Source organism: Cohnella herbarum (genome assembly GCF_012849095.1).
GTDB lineage: Bacteria > Bacillota > Bacilli > Paenibacillales > Paenibacillaceae > Cohnella > Cohnella herbarum.
In genome coordinates, this window is record NZ_CP051680.1 from 6505227 (window position 1) to 6523481 (window position 18255).

The following is an 18255-nucleotide window of genomic DNA, read 5'->3' on the forward strand; positions in this document are numbered from 1 at the left end:
GAATCGAGTCAATGAACCGCCAACTAGTTGTATATTTTCCACTTAGATGTTGAAGATGCAAAGTTTCCGGGAATCTAAGTGTACATTATGCACCTAGAGTAAACCTCTAGCCTTAGGAAAGAGCGATAACCTCTAAACCGTGCCTTCGAGTCTCGCTATCATGGCGGACTCGAAGGTTTTTTGGCGTTTTGCCGGAGCTTGGTAAACAGAGTTGCCGAAAGTAAAAATGTTTCCGTATAACCGCCGGAGCGACATGGGCTATCATGAAGTTGCGAAAACCCGGGACTATAGGCCGCAGGGGTGAAAGGAGACGTCGCTGGCATGAAATTAATCGTGGAAACAAGCTTGGAGCGGCCGTTGTTGAAAAAAGGGGACGCGGGCACCGAGGGCATCGAGTTCGGGTTCGAGGGCGGCCGAGTCGTGCGAGCAGACGGAAAACTCCATCTGTTTACGTCGGAGATGCTTGGCAAGCCAAGATTCGTCAAAATGCGCCTTGCGCATTGGAGCAGCGTCGACGGGCTCGAGTGGGAACGGGTATCGACGTTGTTCGAATCCAGCGGCGAATATCTCGGGCAGGATCCGCGAGCATCGCTGTGGTCGCCTATGCCGATATACGATCCAGCTGCGGAGAGGTGGAATTTATTTTACGTGGCGTATAATTCGATGCCGAGCACGGATCAGGCTTGGTATGAGAACTTCGAGGGGAAAATCTGGCGCGCGGTTTCCGAAAAAGGGGGCCAGGAGGGCATCGGGGGACCGTACGCGAACGTCGGAATCGTGATGGAACCGAGCGCGGAATCGGAACCGTGGGAAGGCCTTCAAGGGACGGATTCGTTCTTTCCGTTCCAAGCCGGCGGCCGATGGCTCGCGTTCTATGGCAGCGCGAAAACAGAAAAGCTTCCGGTGTCTTTCTGGGGCGTCGGTCTAGCGGAGTCGGATAGGCTGGACGGCGGTTGGACGAGGTGTTCCGGCCTTAATCCGGTTCGTATCGACGAGACGTGGGTGGAGAATCCCGTCGTGACACGGCTAGATAACGGAACTTACGTCGCGCTGTTCGACGGGGGTCCGGACCATGGCACATTCGGTTACTCGGTTTCCGAAGACGGTTACCGCTGGTCCAAGGGAGAGTACGTGTTTTTTCGGAAAGGGGGGTGGGTAAGGGACGTGCGTACTCCGCTGTGCCTCCTGTCTAACGAGGATGACACGTACGCGATTTACTACACGGCGTTCGATCACGGATTGTACGGCAGCTTGGGCAAAGTTATCGTTCGAATCGAAAACAATTCATAGGAGGTTTTCCTTATGTTTCGGAGAGGTTCATTCAAGCTTGTTCTAACCGCGGCTCTTGCTTTGGCCGTTAGTTTTCCGGCTTTCGGTTCGCAGGTCGCGAACGCCACTACGCCTTTTCGCGTGGGCATGTCGATTAGTCCGTTCGCGGACTCGCAGTTGGCCGCGGGAGTGAAGTACACCGACGGCTCGATGACCGCCGACGATATCGGAGAGCTTACGACGATGTACAAGAACCACGGGGCGAACGAAGTATTCGTTCGGGTATCGACAGACTCCGCGTATCCGTCGGTCGGTACGAACCATAGTCTCGCCCGTGCGCTCGAACGCGCCGATACGGCGATCGCGGCCAGCTTGCCGCTGAACGTGGAACTCGGATTATGGAAGCACTACGGGGATTTCGCCGGACAGCCGCAGCCGGACTTCTCGGAGTATCCGTCCATTACGCTGCCTGGCGCGTGGGAGACGTTAACGATCGGGCAGATGGTTGACGCGCTGGAGCAATACGGGGCGCTCGTCGCGCAAAAGTTCGAAGACAAGGGAGTCACGGTGAACGTGTGGGATTTGGGCAACGAGGTCGATTTCGGAACGGCGGGCGTTTCCGTGGCGCCTATGCCCGGAGCGTACGAATCGGAGCAGGGACCGAATTGGTACAAAGCGCCGAACGCCGTTAATCCGACGATCGGCACGGAAAGCGTCAATTCGCTGCTGGCGATGACGGAGCCCGCCCGGATCGCTTGGCTGGAAACGAACCTGTGGCCTTACGAAGCACAATTGTTGAACGCCGTCAGAGAAGGGATTCTTACCGTATTTCCGGACGCCAAGTTTTCCACGCATATCTCTCAATCGCTGAGCGGCAACTTCGCGATCGCCTTCTACGAGGCGATGGAGGACAACGGCTTCCCGGTCGACGAGCTTGGCTTCTCTTTCTTCCCGAGTGCCTTCGCTTCGTCGAACGATAGCATTCTCGTCTTCCAATATGCGATGAAAGCGGTCAAGGCTCACTTCGCGAAGCCGATTTTCCTTGCGGAATTCGCGTATCCGTCCGGAGCGATGAGCGGTACGTACGCCGCTTGGGGCAATCAGCAGAAAGGGTATCTGCTGAAGCCCGAAGGCCAGAGCGAGCTTCTGAGGGACTTGTCCAGTTGGGCGGCGGCGCTCGGCTTCTCCGGTATCAGGCCGTGGGCGCCCGATCTTGTCTATGGCGGATACGGATGGGAGCCGCTCGCGCTGTTCAGCTCGAATCCGTCCTCCAGTCTGACGAAAACGGCGCACGGAACAATCGATTCGATCGCTCTAGGCGCCGCATCTCCGGCAATCGACGCCGTACCCGCTTTAATGGATGGATTCGAAAATAATAATTTTACGCAGATCGGTTGGACCAATAGCGGGGCGGACATTCAATCCACCTATAAGTACGAGGGCAACTATGCCGCAAGGTTTAATTGGAGCGACTCGATCACCCATCCGCTTCTGTACGGCACTTATTTCTATCATGACATCAAAGTCGAATACGCGCGGTTTTCCCCGAACTTCACCAGCTCCCAGCATTTCATAGCGGAGTGGTTCGACGGAACCAATTGGCACACGCTGGAGGATATCTCAGGCACGTTTGCCTGGGAGAAGAAGACGTTCACGCTTCCCGCGAGCGCGGCGAACAACGTTAATTTCCAGCTCCGGTTCAGGTCGAGCGGAATCGGGATCGTCAATTATGCGTACTTGGATTCGGTCAAGGTTAGAGGAACAATGTGATTCAAGCGCTTCCCGTCCCCATCCGGGGCGGGAAGTTGTTGTTCGAGGAGAGGGGAGAGGAAGAGCATGAACAACAGGATCGCGATCGAGGAGAACGGAATCTCTCTTCTATTCGACTGGACGGACGGCGGAGACGTCAGGCTCCTTCATCTGTCGCGCCAGGCATGGGACGAACAATTCATCGGAGAGGAAAAGGCGAGAAGAGCTTTCCGGATGGTCGAAGCGCAAGTTACGGGAGAAGATCAGGACGATCATCACGGTTCCAAGCATTTGGGGACGATGCCGGCCAAAGCCATGAAATACGTTAGGCATGCCGATATTCGGAACGCGCAAGGTCGCAAGCTCGAGATCGTCACCGAAGGCGGGGGGTTGAGGGTTTCTTGCCATTACCAGCTATACGACGGCATTCCGGTCGTTCGAAGTTGGACCGAGATCGAGAACGTCACGGAGAAAGATCAAGGACTCGAATACGTCTCCTCGTTCGCTCTGACCGGTATCGCCAAGGAAGGCTCGCGAAGCTGGGACGACAAGACGAGGGTTTATCTGCCGCATAATGCGTGGTGCGGAGAATATCAGTGGAAGAGTTACGGCGTTGCGGAGCTCGGTCTGAACCGCGTTTACGACTTCTCGATGAAAAGAATTTCCTGTCAAGGCACGGGGACGTGGTCGACCTCAGAGTTTCTGCCGATGGGCTGCGTCGAGAACGAGGAGAACGGCGAATATTTGCTGTGGCAAATCGAGCATAACGGTTCGTGGCAATGGGAGCTCAGCGATGTCGCCGGTTATTTGTATTTGCGTCTAAGCGGACCGACCGAGAACGAGAACGGCTGGTGGAAAAAGCTCGCTCCGGGGGAAACGTTCGTTTCCGTTCCGGCGGCGGTTTGTTTGGCCGGCGGGAGCATCGACGAGGCGTTCGGGGCCATGACGGCTTATCGCCGCGCCATTCGGCGCCCGCACCCCGACAACGAGCGGCTTCCCGTCGTTTTCAACGACTATATGAATTGCTTGAACGCCGATCCGGACTGGGACAAAGAGATGCCTTTGATCGAAGCGGCCGCGAGAGCGGGCTGCGAATATTACTGCGTCGATGCCGGCTGGTACGGCGAGGGATCTTGGTGGGACAGCGTCGGGGAGTGGATGCCTTCGGAGCGTCGTTTTCCGGGCGGGATGAAGCCGCTACTCGAGCATATTCGTTCGCGCGGAATGATTCCCGGACTATGGCTGGAGCTTGAGGTGATGGGAATCCATTGCGCCATGGCGGATCAGGTCGACGATGCTTGGTTTTTCATGCGTCACGGCAAGCGCGTGATCGACCACGGACGATACCAGCTCGATTATCGCAATCCGGAGGTTATCCGCTATGCGGATTCCGTCATCGACAGGGTCGTCCGGGAATACGGAGCGGGTTATATCAAGATGGATTATAACATCAACGCCGGAATCGGGACGGAGCGCCAGGCAGATAGCTTCGGAGACGGCCTGCTTGGCCATAACCGGGCATACGTCGCTTGGATCGAGCGCGTATTGAACCGATATCCGGGTCTTGTGATCGAGAGCTGCGCAAGCGGAGGGATGCGCGCGGATTATGCGCTATTGTCCAAGCTGAGCCTTCATTCCGCTACGGATCAAATGGATTACCGCAAGAACGCCGTCATCGCGGCCGCCGCTCCGACGGCGGCGACCCCGGAGCAGATCGGAATCTGGGCATACCCGTCTCCCGAAGGCGATGCGGAGGAAACGGCGATGAATCTGGTGAACGCGATGCTGATGAGGATTTGCGTTAGCGGAAGGCTGGATTTGTTGAACGAGACAAACTTCGAGTTGGTGCGCCAAGGGATCGAGGTTTATAAGGAACTGCGGGAGACGATCCGCTTCTCGGAGCCTTTCTGGCCGTTGGGGCTACCCGCGTTCGGACGGCCGTGGATGAGCCTTGGCTTGCAGCATGGAGACAAGCGGCTACTCGCGGTATGGCGGATGCAAGGGGAGGAATCAAGCTGCGCGATTCCGATCGAGGTTTTGCCGGACGGTGGCGAGATTCAGGTCAGATGCGTCTATCCGGCAGAGGAGCAGGTCGGTTTCCGATGGGATGACGGCAACGGCGTTCTGCTAGTCGATCTTGCCAAGGCTGGCAGCGCAAGGCTGTTCGAGATCGCAACGGGGAGGGCTGGCCGATGAATGCGGACGTTGAAAGCTGCAAGAGCAATTCCGTGCTCTACGATTCGAGATTCAGACGGTTGCTAGAAAACAAGCGAGTTCCCGCTTACTCTATCGCCGTGCTGAAGGGAGGGAAGATCGTATATCGTTTGGCGGAGGGGACAACCTCGTCAAAGAATACGAGGTTTAACGTCGGCTCGGTATCCAAGCTCGTCACCGGAGCGGCGCTGGTACAGCTCGTAGAAGAGGGCAAGCTTTGCATAGACGACCCGGTTGCGCTGCATATCCCGGAATACCCTTTGAAGCAGGTTGCATTGCTGCACTTGCTGAACCATACTGCCGGGTACGATACGTCGGTCGTGGAGAGCTTCGGTTTTCCTTCCCGGCAAGCCGAAGTGCGGAAGTACCTCTCCCGAATCTACGAGATTAACGAGCTTAAATATCAACTCGGCGAAAGATCGGAGTATTTCACGTTGGGCTACTGCATTCTGATGGATGTAATCGAGCGGGTATCCGGCATGCCGTTCGAATCCTTCGTTCGGAAGCGATTGTTCTTGCCCGCGGGAATGAACGACTCCTCCTTCGATCCGGCCAGTCTGGCGGATCGGCCGTTCGTGCTTCCTTGGGACGCAGGCAGGGGAGATTATCTTCGCGAGGAAGCGATGACTGCGGTTATGGGGGACCGCGGCCTGTTCACGACCGCCGACGATCTGCTGAAGTTCGGGCGTCTCTTCCTGAGTGACGGCGATACAGGCAAAGGGGACCGCGTACTGAGCGGCGGGGATAGTGGAGAAAGAGAGCCGATTCTGAGCGACGGGGATAACAGCGGTAGTAAAGCAGTCGCGCCGCTTTTCTCAAAGGCGGCAATCGACTTCATGCGTAGGAGCATTCCCGGTATAACCCCGACTAAGACTCCGGTGTTCTGGAGAAAAGGGGAAGCGGACGGTTACGGCTGTTTCGGAGACTTGAATTCTGAAGAAGCGATCGGGCACACCGGGTTCACGGGCTGCATGCTTCTCATCGACCCCGCTCGCGATACGGTAGCCGCCCTACTGACGAATAGCTTGGAATGGCATGCCGATTGGCGGAACTACAGGTTGCTGTGCAACCTTGTCATGGCTCTGCCTCATCCCGGCGAAGAAAGGAGAGAAGCCGATGAAGACCGACCGCGCTAAATGGACCACCGCGTTGCTGCTTGTCCCTTCGCTGCTCGTGTCCGCAAGCTGCTCGGACGGCCAAGCCGAAGATACCTCCGTCGTCGAACCGTTTCGGATCGCTCTGTCCGTGAGTCCGTTCACCGACAGTCAGATCAATAAGGGCATTGCGTTCGAGGACGGACTAGGCAACAGGGCGACGACGACCCGGGAGTTGCAGCGGCTCTTCATGGCGCACGGAGCTAACGAGATCTACGTTCGAATTGCCACGGACCGCTATGCTACGGGAAGCGATACAGACCATAGCTTGGAGCTAGGCATTACCCGAGCGAAGCTCGCCGCGGAGCTGGGATTGCCCTTAAATCCGGAGATCGCTCTCTTCAAGATGTACGGGGACGTAGCGGGCCAACCGCTTCCCGATTTTAGCGAGTATCCGGAGATCGACATGCCTCGCAGGTGGCAAGAGTTAACCGTCGACGAAATGTTGCCCATCCTCAAGCAGTATGGAGCGCTCGTGGCGAAGGAGTTGACGGCTACGGGAGCGAAGATCAATAGTTGGAACATCGGCAACGAAGTCGATTTCGGTACGGCCGGCGTTGCCGTGCGTCCGGCGGAAGGAAACATGGCGCTTTACGCCCCGCCGGACGCCATTGATCCGTCCATCGGCAAGCAAGACGTCGTCGCGTTGCTCCGAATGGATGCGGCGCAGAGGAATGCTTGGTTAGAGCGTTACTTATGGCCTCATCAGGCTAGGCTCATGGCTGCCGTAGGGGAAGGCATCCGTTCGGTCGTACCGGATGCCAAGCTATCGACGCATATCGCGCAGGGGGCTATTCCCGAATTCGCCGTCGCGTTCTATCGGGCAATGCGCGAAGGCGGTTTTGAGGTCGGCGTTGCCGGCTTCTCGTTGTACCCGACCTCGATGGACGTGCCATCAAGTCGTATAGATGCTTTTCTGACAACGGTTAAGGAAATGAAGAAGCAATTGAACCTTCCCTCCTTCCTGGCCGAGTATGCCTATCCCGCGAAAGCGATCGCGGACGGTCCTTATGGCGAATGGAGTAACAACAAAGACGGGCAATTCGAGCTGAACGAGGCCGGGCAAGCGGCTGCGTTGCGGTATCTTACGTCCGAAGGGATCGGAAGCGGTCTCGTCGGGATCCGGCCATGGGCGCCGGATTTCATCGATCCGTCCTGGCGGGAGCTGAGCTTGTTCGAGGCCCGAGCATCCGCCGAAGAAGGGATATCGGCCGTCGCGAGACCGGCGATCGACTCGATTTTCCTAGGGCTGGCCGACGCCGGGACGGAAGCGCGATCAAACAAGTAAAAATAGTTTCCGAAAGTAAAAATGTTCGGCTTATAAGCGAATTCTCCGTCCCTTATGATGGAGTTGCAACAGACGATCGAAGCCGCTAAGGGGGATTCGCACAAATGAAATCGATTAACGAAGCATCACGCCAAACGAAGTACCGATTACTAACTGCAGCGCTGGCTTGCACGGTCTTGCTCGCGGGTTGCTCAGGCAATAACGGTAATAACGCAAGCACGGGAGAAGCTTCGCCGGCAACGGCGAGCCAATCGGCATCCGTCGAGAGCCCGAGTGCCGCGGCATCCGAGAGCACGGCGCCCGAAGACGGACCGATGACGAAATACGAGCAACCGATCGAGGTGACGATCGGACAGAGCAACTACGAGGCTTCTTCCTTCATCGAAGGCGAAAGCGTCGATTCGAACATTCACCATAAGTTCAATGAGGAATATCTGAACATCAAGTATAAGAACAAATGGGTCGTCGACGCCACGAAAGCCGGCGAGAAGGTGAACCTCGTCATCGCGAGCGACGACTTGCCGGACGTGATGAAGGTCGGCTTGAATCAATTGCAAATGTTGATCAAGAACGGCCAGGTTGAGGACCTGACGGAAGCTTGGGCGAAGTACCCGACCGAGAAAGTAAGAAGCATGGCGGAATATCAAGACAAGATCGCGTTCCTTCCCGCCACTAAAGAGGGCAAGATCTACGGCATTCCGCTCGCCAGGGATTTCGGGGAATCGATCGGGATCATGTACGTGCGCCAGGATTGGCTCGATAAGCTGAAGCTCCAGGCGCCGACGAATCTGCAGGAACTGGAAGCGGTCGCCAAGGCGTTCGTGAACGACGATCCGGACGGCAACGGCAAGAAAGATACGTACGGCATCGGCTTCGATAAGGAGATGGGGTTCGTATCGGGTCAACCGATGCTAACGTCGATAGCCGCGGGCTTCAAAGCCTATCCGAAGCTTTGGGTAAAGGACGATTCGGGCAATTTCGCTTACGGCAGCATTCAGCCGCAGATGAAAGAAACGCTCGCGTTCTTGCAGAACATGTATAAGCTAGGCGCCTTAGATCCCGAGTTCGCGGTCAAGGATTTCGCTAAAGTCACGGAAATGTACACGAACGGCAAAATCGGTATCCTGTTCGGCGTCTTCTCGGCTCCGATCTATCCGTTAATGACGAACAAGGAAGCCGATCCGAAAGCGGAATGGACGGTGCTCCCGATTCCGTCCGGCGCCGACGGCCAAGTGGCTCCAGCGGCCAAATCGTTCGTGAACGAATGGATCGTCGTCCGCAAGGGTTTCGAGCATCCCGAAGCGGCGATCAAGTCGATGAACCTGTGGGCCGAGATGTTCGTAGGTCCGAACGAATATAACGACAGATGGGCGGAAGCCAATTCCGGCGCGTATTCCGGCAAGAATATCAACCTATATGCTTTGCCGTACAACTTCGACTCTCCTTATCAGAACCTGAAGAACGGCGAGAATCTGCGCGCGGCGAAGGAAAGCGGAGACGAGAGCAAGCTTGACGTGCGGGAGCAATGGATACTTAGCGAGAAGAACAAAGGCGGTTCTTACGGTTGGGCGATCGAGAAAACTTTCTACGAAGCGGAGAAGGTATTGCTCGAATATAAGAACATCCGTTATTCCGATTATCAAGGAGCTCCGACTCCGTCGATGATCTCCAAGAGCCCGACGCTCGACAAGCTGGAACTGGAAACGTTCATCAAGATCATCATGGGCGCTTCCTTGGACGAATTCGACCGATTCGTCGAGAAGTGGCGCGCCCTGGGCGGCGACCAAATTACGCAGGAAGTGAACGAAGCGGCGAAATAACCGTTAGCAGCGTCCAAAGCAGGGGAGCCGATTTCGTCGAAGTCCGGAACGGTTGCCCCTGCTTTGTGCTCGTTAGGAGGCAGTTATGATAAAACCCAAACTAAAACCGTTGAAATGGAAGCAATCCTGGCAACTCCACGCCATGCTGTTGCCGGGCATGATTTTCGTCGTCCTGTTCGCGTACTTGCCGATGGTCGGCATTACGATCGCGTTCCAGGATTTCAACCCGACAAAAGGATTTTTCGGATCTAAGTGGCTCGGTCTGGACAATTTCAAATATATGTTGGAGCTGCCCGACACCTACCGCATCGTGAAGAATACCGTCATCATCGCGGCGCTCAAAATTTTCTTCGGTTTCTTGGCGCCGATCGTGTTCGCGCTCTTGCTTAACGAAGTCAAAAACAAGCTGTGGAAGAGGGGAATCCAGACGTTCGTCTATTTCCCTCATTTCGTATCCTGGGTCATCATGGGAGGCATCCTGGTCAACATTCTTTCGCGTAACGGCGGCGCCGTGAATCAATTGCTAGTTGCGATCGGCATCGAGCCGGTATTCTTCCTCGGCGATCCCGGCTGGTTCAGGGTGACGTTGGTCGTCACCGACGTCCTAAAGGAATTCGGCTTCGGTGCGATCATCTATTTGGCCGCTTTAAGCGGGATTAATCCTGCCTTGTACGAGGCGGCCGTCATCGACGGCGCGAGTCGGTTTAAGCAAACGTTGCACGTCACGCTTCCGGGGATCATGCACGTCGCCGTGCTGCTCGGCATTCTGAGTATCGGAAATATTCTCAACGCCGGATTCGACCAGATTTTTAACCTTTACAATTACTTGGTGTTGGACAGCTCGGAAATCATCGACACGTGGGTGTACTCGATGGGGCTGTTGCAGGCGCAGTACGGCTTGGCCACCGCGGTAGGACTGCTCAAGTCGGTAGTCGCGTTCGCGCTGATCGCGGGTTCGTATAAGTTAGCGGTGAAGTTCGCCAATTACCGCATTTTCTAACAGAAAGGACATCGAAGGCTTATGAGATCAACTCGCTCCGCCGGCGCTACTGCCTTTCGTTTGTTCAATTACGGAACGCTGACGTTAGTCGCCCTGTTATGCATCTTGCCGCTCGTTCATATTTTCGCCGTTTCGTTGAGTTCGGCCGAGGCGGTTAACGGGAACCAGGTCGGACTCTGGCCGGTCGACTTCTCTCTGGGCGCCTACAGGGCGTCGTTCGATGCTCCGTTCCTGAGCGCGTTAAGCGTCACGATGCAGAGAATCGTACTCGGCACGGCGATCAACATGCTAGTGACTTTCCTGATGGCCTATCCGCTCTCCAAGGAAAGCGACCGGTTCCCTTACCGCAACGTTTATGTTTGGATTCTGGTTTTCACCATGTTGTTCAGCGGAGGACTCATCCCTACCTATATTCTCGCGAAGCAGCTTCATCTGCTCAATACGATGTGGGTACTCGTTCTGCCTTCGGCGGTTAACGTGTTCTATATTATTCTGCTGCTTAACTTTTTCCGTCAGTTGCCTAAGGAGATCGAGGAATCGGCCTTGATGGACGGAGCGTCCTATTTCAAATCGATGTACAAGATTTACTTGCCGCTCTCCAAGCCGGTCATCGCGACGTTGCTGCTGTTCTGCATCGTGACGCATTGGAACGCGTGGTTCGACGGGATCATGTTCATTAACGACACGGACAAATATCCGCTCCAGACGTATTTGCAATTGCTGCTGCAGAAGTCTAAGAGCGTGTTATCGCTCGAGGATGCCAAGATGGCGGCCGAGGATGCGGCCAAGACGTCGATCTACGGGGCGAAAATGTTCCTCTCCCTGCTGCCGATCATCGCGCTGTACCCGTTTCTTCAGAAATATTTTACGGAGGGGATCGTCATCGGGGCGGTAAAAGGTTAACGAGGCGAAATATTAACGGTATCGGGCTTCGCGGAGCGTGTCTTATAATGGGAGTACTTCAAATAGCGCTTGCGGGGTGGAAGCCGTCTTTACCTACCTGAAAGTTAAACCGGCGACGAACAGCCTGCTGTGGAAAATCATTATCGGCTTCGTCTGCGTCGCGATCCCGCTGTACGCGATATGTTTGGCGACGATCTGGGTCAGTACCGATATCGTAACCGGCAAAGTGCAAGACACGGCCCAATCCAGGATGAATTTGTACAAGAGCTTGTTGGAGAAGGAAATCGGCAGCATCAATCAGATGCTGATCGCGCTCAACAACGATCCCGATCTGGCGGAGTACGCGTTGCTTCCCCAAGGGAAGTTCGATTACGACAACGTGCATCTGCAATCCAGCATCGCGACGAAGATGAGCATTATTTATTATTCGAACGATTACATCCGCGACGTCTTCTTGGTTATTCCGAAACGAAACCAGATGATTTCGTTCCGTTCCGGTCAATCCGTGCCGGACGAGGGCAAGAAGGCGATGATGGCGGGGCTTAAGAACACTCCGAAGCAGCTCGACCATTTTTCCAAGGACGGCATTCTCAGTTACGTCATCCCTTTCGAGGACAGCTCTTCGGTTAACGGGGAGGTCGAATATTTGCTGGGCGTGGACATTAACCCGGATCGGATACAGGACGGACTGAAGATGTTCGAGAAGAACGACGTTTTTAACGTTTTCTTGATGGAGAACGCCAATCGGGAGCTCGTAAGGAGCGGTTCGTTGACGGAATTGGATAAGAGCATCTACGAAAGCGTCGCCCAAGAGCCGGATCTCGCCGCATCGCGCCGGATCTCGGTGGACGGGGAGAAATACATGACGCTGACGAACTTCTCCGCCGACGGCGTCTACCGGGTCGTATCTTACATCCGGATCAAAGACATGCTCGCGCCGATTCTCGTCATTCGGAACTTGCTATGGCTCTTCATGGGCATATCGCCGATCTTCTTTATCGTATTCTCTTATTTCGTCTATAAGCACATACACCGTCCTCTTAGAAGCTTGGTCAAATCGATGAGAGAGGTCGAGAGAGGCAATCTGAACGTGCGGTTCGTCCGCCAGCAAGGCGATGAATTCGGATACGTCTACAAGCAATGCAACCAGATGGTCGGGCAGCTGAGGACGTTGATCGAGGAAGTGCTCGAGAAGAAAATCCAGCTTCAGCAGATGCAAATCCGCCAATTGCAGTCGCAGATCAATCCGCACTTCCTATTCAATTGTTTCTATATCGGCTATCGGATGGCGAAGGCGAGCAATAACGAGAACATCGCGAGGCTGTGCAAATACTTGGGAGATTACTTTCGTTTTATAACGAAGCAGGCTCAGGACGAGATCGCTCTGAAGGACGAAATGAAGTTTACGGTCACTTATCTCGAAATTCAGAAAATCAGGTTCCCGGACAAGTTGGACTTCGTCATTCGGGAAGAAGGACGCTCGGCGGGAGAAGCCGTCATTCCCGGACTGACGATCCAGCCGATCGTAGAGAACGCCATTCTTCACGGAATCGAGCAGGTCGATCGCCCCGGCCTCGTCGAGATCGATATCCGGCGCGGAGATGGCGGCATGTCGGTGGAAATCCGCGATAACGGAAAAGGGATGACGGAAGAGGAGCAGCGTTCGTTGCGGGATATTCTCGCGAACCCGAATCCGAACGCGGAGCATTGCGGGTTATGGAACGTGCATTGGAGACTGCGGAATCATTACAACAGCGAACGGGGATTAACGATCGGCGATAACGAAGGCGGAGGCTTGAAGGTATCGTTCCTCATTCCGGAGGGGGCATCGTAACCGATGTACAAAATCATGATCGTAGACGACGAGAAAATTATCGTGGAAGGCTTGGCGGAAATGCTGGGGGACAGCGGGTTGCCCTTCTCTGTGGTTGACACGGCGGGTTCGGCGGCAGAGGCGCTGGAGAAGCATCGCGAGGTATCGTTCGATTTCATTCTGACCGATATTCGCATGCCGCGAATGGATGGATTGGAGCTGTTCGAGAAAGTTAAGGCGATTGCAGACGGTTGCAAAGTCATCTTCCTGTCGGGTTACTCCGACTTTGAATACGCGAGGACGGCGTTAAAGCTCGGAGCGAGCGATTATCTGCTCAAACCGGTAGAGGACGAGGAGGTCGTCGCGTGCCTGAGGAAAGCGATCGAACTGCTCGAGCAGGAGAGAAGCCGGTTGATTTCCCAAGAGCAGACGGAGAAGAAGCTGAACGATTCGTTGCCTTACGCCCAAGGCGAGTTTTTCCGCAATTTGCTGCATAGCTTGCAGGATATTCCCTCCAGCTTGTTGGACGATAAGCTGCGCGAGCTTCATATTCCATTCCGGTCGACGGAGCGCGTCACGGGATTCGTAATGAGCCTGGACAACATGGAGAAGGCAATGAGCTTCATGGACGACGCTCTTCTTCAGTTCATGCTGCATAATATGATCGACGAGCTGCTTGGGGATTCATGCCATTTTAGGTGTTTTGCCGCGGGCAACGGAGTGATCGCCGTCTTGATCCAGTCCAAGGAACCGGAATCGGACGAAGGACTCGGGTATGCACGGGAGAAACCGGTTGAAGTGTTTGATACTTTGCATGGTCGGCTTAGGGAAGTCCAGGAGATCGTCGGGCGGGCGTTTAAGGTCGTCTGCTCGTTCGCTTTGTTGAACGAGTGGATCCCTTGGGAACAATGGGCATATGCCTACGGTAGACTTATCGGGGGAATCAAGCTTAGGATCGGACAAGGACAAATCTTCGTGCCTTCCAGGGAACCTACGCAGATTTCGCAAGCATCGCAAGGCGTGACTTCGGATATGCTCCTGCCGGTGATGGAAGCGATCAACCTGAAGGACGTTCCGGCGTTCGCAGCCGGTTTGGATCGGCTTCTCGAGCAAATCGATCGAACGACGGGGATATCGGAGAACGATCTGACGGCTTGGTTTCTGTCGATCAGCGGCCGTATCGTCGGCTTGTCTCAGCAGAACCGCGCTGCATCGGCGATTCGCCCGGAGGATATGGCGAGAATGTCCAATTTGCGTATGCATAACAATTTGACCCAGCTAAGGAGCTTCCTCGTGCGCATGTTGCAAGAGGTGGTCGACGAGATCGGCATGCAGCAGAGAAATCCGACCGAGCTGCTCGTGGGGCAGGTCAAACAATACATCGAAACGCATTTGTACGAGAACTTGTCTTTGGAAATGTTGGCGGACAAGGCTCATGTGAATCCGTCTTATCTGTCGAGGGTATTCAAGCAGTATACGCACGAGCAATTGACGGCTTACGTTACGAGGCTGAAGATGGAACAGGCGGCCAAGCTGCTGCGCGATAACGGCATGCGCGTTCAGGACGTCGCCACGCGGCTGGGCTTCGACAATCCGAACTACTTCGCCAAAGTTTTTCGCAAGGCGACGGGGCTGTCACCCCATGAATACAGGGTGCACCATAGCGCCATTCGATAGATGGGGGGCTGCGCTCTCGGTGCATATTACGGAATAAATCAAAGGTATCTGACGGATCATTTTGTTGATCCGATACTACAGTTCAATAGACACTCGATTCATAGGACGGGGGACAATTCCTTCATATGAATCGAGTTCCGTCCGCCCTGAGTTTGCACTCAGGGTTATACTTGCTTCCTTCTTACACACAGACTTTCTTCTTGCGTTAAATAATCGCATATGTTATCCTCTGTTTGAACGTTCATTCAAATGTTGAATCGAGGAGGAATTGCTCCCTTCAGAATCGTTCAATTTAACTCCAACTCTAAGATGCAGGATGTGTGCCGATGACAGACGCAGACAAGAGAGACAGAATCATAGCGGCCGCTTATACAGTATTATCGGAGAAGGGCTACGACAAGGCTTCGACGAAAGAAATCGCGAATACGGCCGGCGTGGCTCAAGGTTTGATTAACTATTATTTTCCGAGCAAGGACCTGCTTTTCGCTGAAGTGTTCCGCCGGGAGACTCAGAAATATTGCGAGGCGTTCCTTCCGTTACTACCCGGCGAGGATGTGGGTCCATTAACCTTCGATGCGATCGGCAAGATGCTTGAGATACCGAAGAGCAGGGCGCTTCAAGAGCCGGAATGGTTCAGACTTCGATACGAGCTGTTTGCGATCGGGCTAAGGAACGAGAACGCGAAGCAAACTTTGAAGGAAACGCTGGAGACGAAGCGCAAATACATTACCGATTCGGTCGAATCGATCTCTGGTTTTTCCCGCGAACAATCCGAAACGGTTGCCTCCATCCTTTACTCCGTTATTGAAGGTCTAGGATTGCAGAAGGTCGCGGATCCCGAGTTTAAGTACGACGAAGCCTACGATGCACTCGCCGTCATGTTAGGAGCCTATTATCAAGCCATTAGTCAAAAGAGAGAATCGTAATTTTGGCTCTTTCTTTTTAGTGATTATTGTTTGAATGACCAAACAATAATCAACATATATTTTATTCGTAGTGTTGAACCAGAACGAAAACAAAAATAGAGAGACGGTGGAGAGAGATGCACGGTTTACTGTTGGGTTGGGGAAAAGCGCTGTATAAGGCGAGATGGGCCGTCGTAACGTTATGGATCGTATTCGCATTGTTCGGAGGATATGCTTTCGGCAAGCTGACGCCGCTGCTTAGCGGCGGAGGATGGGAAGTTCCGGGATCGCAGTCGCTAACGGCGGGGAAATTGTTGGCTTCGGAATTCGAAGGCAGATCCGAGAGCTCGTTGACGCTTGTCCTCAAGGATCCGAAACATGCCGTAGGTTCGCCTGAATATAACGAGAAGCTGAAGCTAATCGTCGGCCGATTGCAAACGGAACAAGGCGTATCCGGCGTGTTCAGCATCCTGAACGCTTCGGAAGGAATCGGCTCGGGGCTTGTCGGGAAGGATCCGAACCTGAGTATCGCTTTCGTATCCATGGATACCAAAATTGATTTCTTGATTAACGAAGTTCCGGATTATCAAGATCGCGTGGTCGAACAGGCGGCTAGCCTAGGCGCGGAGGCTTATTTGGTAGGAGGAGCGGCGTTCTGGGGCGAGAGCAGCGTACAAAGCCAAGAAGGACTCGCCAAGGCGGAAATGATCGTATTCCCTCTCATCATTATCATCTTGCTGCTTGTTTTCCGATCGGTGATGGCTATGGTGACGCCTCTTATCGTAACGATCGCTTCCGTGCTCGCCGCTATGGGGATCATCTATCTGGTTGCGTTGCAGGAAGAGCTGTCGGTATTCGTAACGAATTCGGCGATGATGCTTGGTCTAGGCGTGGGAATAGACTATTCCCTCTTCATGGTTAGCCGGTTTAAAGCAGAACTGGCCGTTGAAGGAAACACGAAACAGGACGCTCTTGTGAAAACGATGACGACTGCCGGGCATACCGTGTTTTTCTCCGCGCTTACCGTTATCGCCGCGCTTTCCGCGCTGTTTACCGTACCGCTGGCAGCCATTAAGGCCATCGCGTTCGGCGGCATCGTCGTCGTGTTCGTGGCCGGGCTGGCGAGCCTGACGCTGCTGCCTGCGGTTCTTGTCATTCTTGGCACCCGCATTAACAAGGGGAGCATCCCGTTCCTGCGTCCCCGCGCGAATGATCGTACGAGCGGTTGGAAAAGATGGACGAACGGCATAATGCGCCGCCCGGTACTATTCTTGGTCGTCACGTTGGCGGCATTGGGAGCATTCGCTTATCCGGCGCTCGATATGAAGCTGAATTCTCCGGATATTCAGACGCTTCCGGCCGACACCTCGGTTCGCCAAGGATATTCGCTCATGGAAAACTCGTTCGGCATAGGCGCGGCGAATCAGATCAGCATCGTGCTTCGCGACGAGAAAGGCGATCTGAGCTCGCCGGAAGCCATCGCCAAGATTTCCGCGCTTCAAGCGGAGTTATCCGCTCAAGATCATGTCACCGGAGTGTCCTCCGTCATGTCCTTCTTCCCGGGAATGGAGCCCGCGGTCGTCTCGGGCGTGCTGAACGGAGGAGAGAGTGCGCTGCCGGAGGATGTCAAATATATGGTCGATCGTTATGTGAGCAATGACCGGCATACCGTCGTTATGGAGATAGAGCTGGATCAACATAGCTCCAGCGACGTCGGTAGCGATTTTATTAAACATTTACGGGATACGTTGTTGCCTGCGTTCGAGTTGCCGGCGGGAACGACCTTCAACATCGGCGGGGAAACGATGCTCGGCATGGATTCGTCCAAAGCGATTAACGACAGCTTGTTGCCCGCCCTCGGGGTCATGCTTGTTCTTATCTTCCTGATTCTTGTACTCTCCTTTAAGAGCTTGCTTCTACCTCTTAAAGCGATCGTACTCAATTTGTTCTCCGTCGCGGCTACTTACGGTATTCTGGTGCTTGTGTTCGCTCTGGGATACGGTTCGCAAATCTTCGACGTGGAGTCTAACGGCTACATCATCCACTTCGTTCCGGTATTGCTGCTCGCTCTGTTATTCGGCCTCAGCACCGATTATGAGGTGTTCCTCGTAAGCCGTATTAAGGAAGAGTACGATCGGACGGGGGCCCACGAGGAGAGCATCGCCGAAGGAATGGAGAAAACCGGGCCTCTGATTACCGGCGCCGCCGTCTTGATGGTTGCCGTATTCGCCGGGTTCTCGTTCTCGGGCGTGTTGCCGATTCAGATGTTAGGCTTCGGGATGGCTGTAGCGATTGCGCTGGACTCCACCGTAATCCGGATGCTGCTCGTTCCGGTAACGATGAAGCTGCTCGGACGGGCAAGCTGGTGGTTTCCCGGGAAAAAGCGGAAGCCGGATGCCACTCCTCAGAGAAAACGGAGTGATAATTCCCTCTCCCTTGAGAATAAATAAATAGTAGCGGTTT

Annotated in this window: 12 protein-coding genes; all 12 read left to right on the forward strand. The window is 54.5% G+C overall.

Going from position 1 to position 18255, the window contains the following annotated elements:
- The first annotated feature begins 321 nt into the window (after positions 1-321).
- Positions 322-1290: a glycoside hydrolase family protein gene (locus tag HH215_RS27635; protein WP_169282822.1), complete on the forward strand. Its 969-nt coding sequence runs from the start codon at positions 322-324 to the stop codon at positions 1288-1290.
- A gap of 12 nt (positions 1291-1302) precedes the next feature.
- Entirely contained in the window at positions 1303-3039 is a 1737-nt protein-coding gene (locus HH215_RS27640) for a glycosyl hydrolase 53 family protein (protein ID WP_169282823.1), read from the forward strand.
- A 66-nt stretch (positions 3040-3105) separates the two neighbouring features.
- A complete protein-coding gene (locus HH215_RS27645; RefSeq protein WP_169282824.1) occupies positions 3106-5214 on the forward strand; it encodes a glycoside hydrolase family 36 protein in 2109 nt (702 codons plus the stop codon).
- Positions 5211-6368, forward strand: coding sequence for a serine hydrolase domain-containing protein (locus HH215_RS27650; RefSeq protein WP_169282825.1), 1158 nt, complete (start codon positions 5211-5213; stop codon positions 6366-6368). The genes HH215_RS27645 and HH215_RS27650 overlap by 4 nt, the downstream gene beginning before the upstream one ends.
- On the forward strand, positions 6349-7674 hold the full coding sequence (locus tag HH215_RS27655) for a glycosyl hydrolase 53 family protein (RefSeq protein WP_169282826.1): 1326 nt from the start codon (positions 6349-6351) through the stop codon (positions 7672-7674). The genes HH215_RS27650 and HH215_RS27655 overlap by 20 nt, the downstream gene beginning before the upstream one ends.
- 104 nt (positions 7675-7778) lie before the next feature.
- Positions 7779-9494 carry an extracellular solute-binding protein gene (locus HH215_RS27660; protein WP_169282827.1) on the forward strand — a complete coding sequence of 572 codons (1716 nt, stop codon included), beginning with the start codon at positions 7779-7781 and terminating at the stop codon, positions 9492-9494.
- A gap of 85 nt (positions 9495-9579) precedes the next feature.
- Positions 9580-10494, forward strand: a complete 915-nt coding sequence (locus HH215_RS27665; protein WP_169282828.1) for an ABC transporter permease — start codon at positions 9580-9582, stop codon at positions 10492-10494.
- 21 nt (positions 10495-10515) lie between these two features.
- Complete coding sequence (locus HH215_RS27670) at positions 10516-11397, forward strand: carbohydrate ABC transporter permease (protein WP_169282829.1); 882 nt, start codon at positions 10516-10518, stop codon at positions 11395-11397.
- A gap of 37 nt (positions 11398-11434) precedes the next feature.
- Entirely contained in the window at positions 11435-13231 is a 1797-nt protein-coding gene (locus tag HH215_RS27675) for a sensor histidine kinase (RefSeq protein ID WP_169282830.1), read from the forward strand.
- 3 nt (positions 13232-13234) lie between these two features.
- Positions 13235-14887, forward strand: coding sequence for a response regulator transcription factor (locus tag HH215_RS27680; protein ID WP_169282831.1), 1653 nt, complete (start codon positions 13235-13237; stop codon positions 14885-14887).
- A 326-nt stretch (positions 14888-15213) separates the two neighbouring features.
- Positions 15214-15813, forward strand: a complete 600-nt coding sequence (locus HH215_RS27685; RefSeq protein WP_169282832.1) for a TetR/AcrR family transcriptional regulator — start codon at positions 15214-15216, stop codon at positions 15811-15813.
- A 116-nt stretch (positions 15814-15929) separates the two neighbouring features.
- On the forward strand, positions 15930-18242 hold the full coding sequence (locus tag HH215_RS27690; RefSeq protein ID WP_169282833.1) for an MMPL family transporter: 2313 nt from the start codon (positions 15930-15932) through the stop codon (positions 18240-18242).
- Positions 18243-18255: the final 13 nt, after the last annotated feature.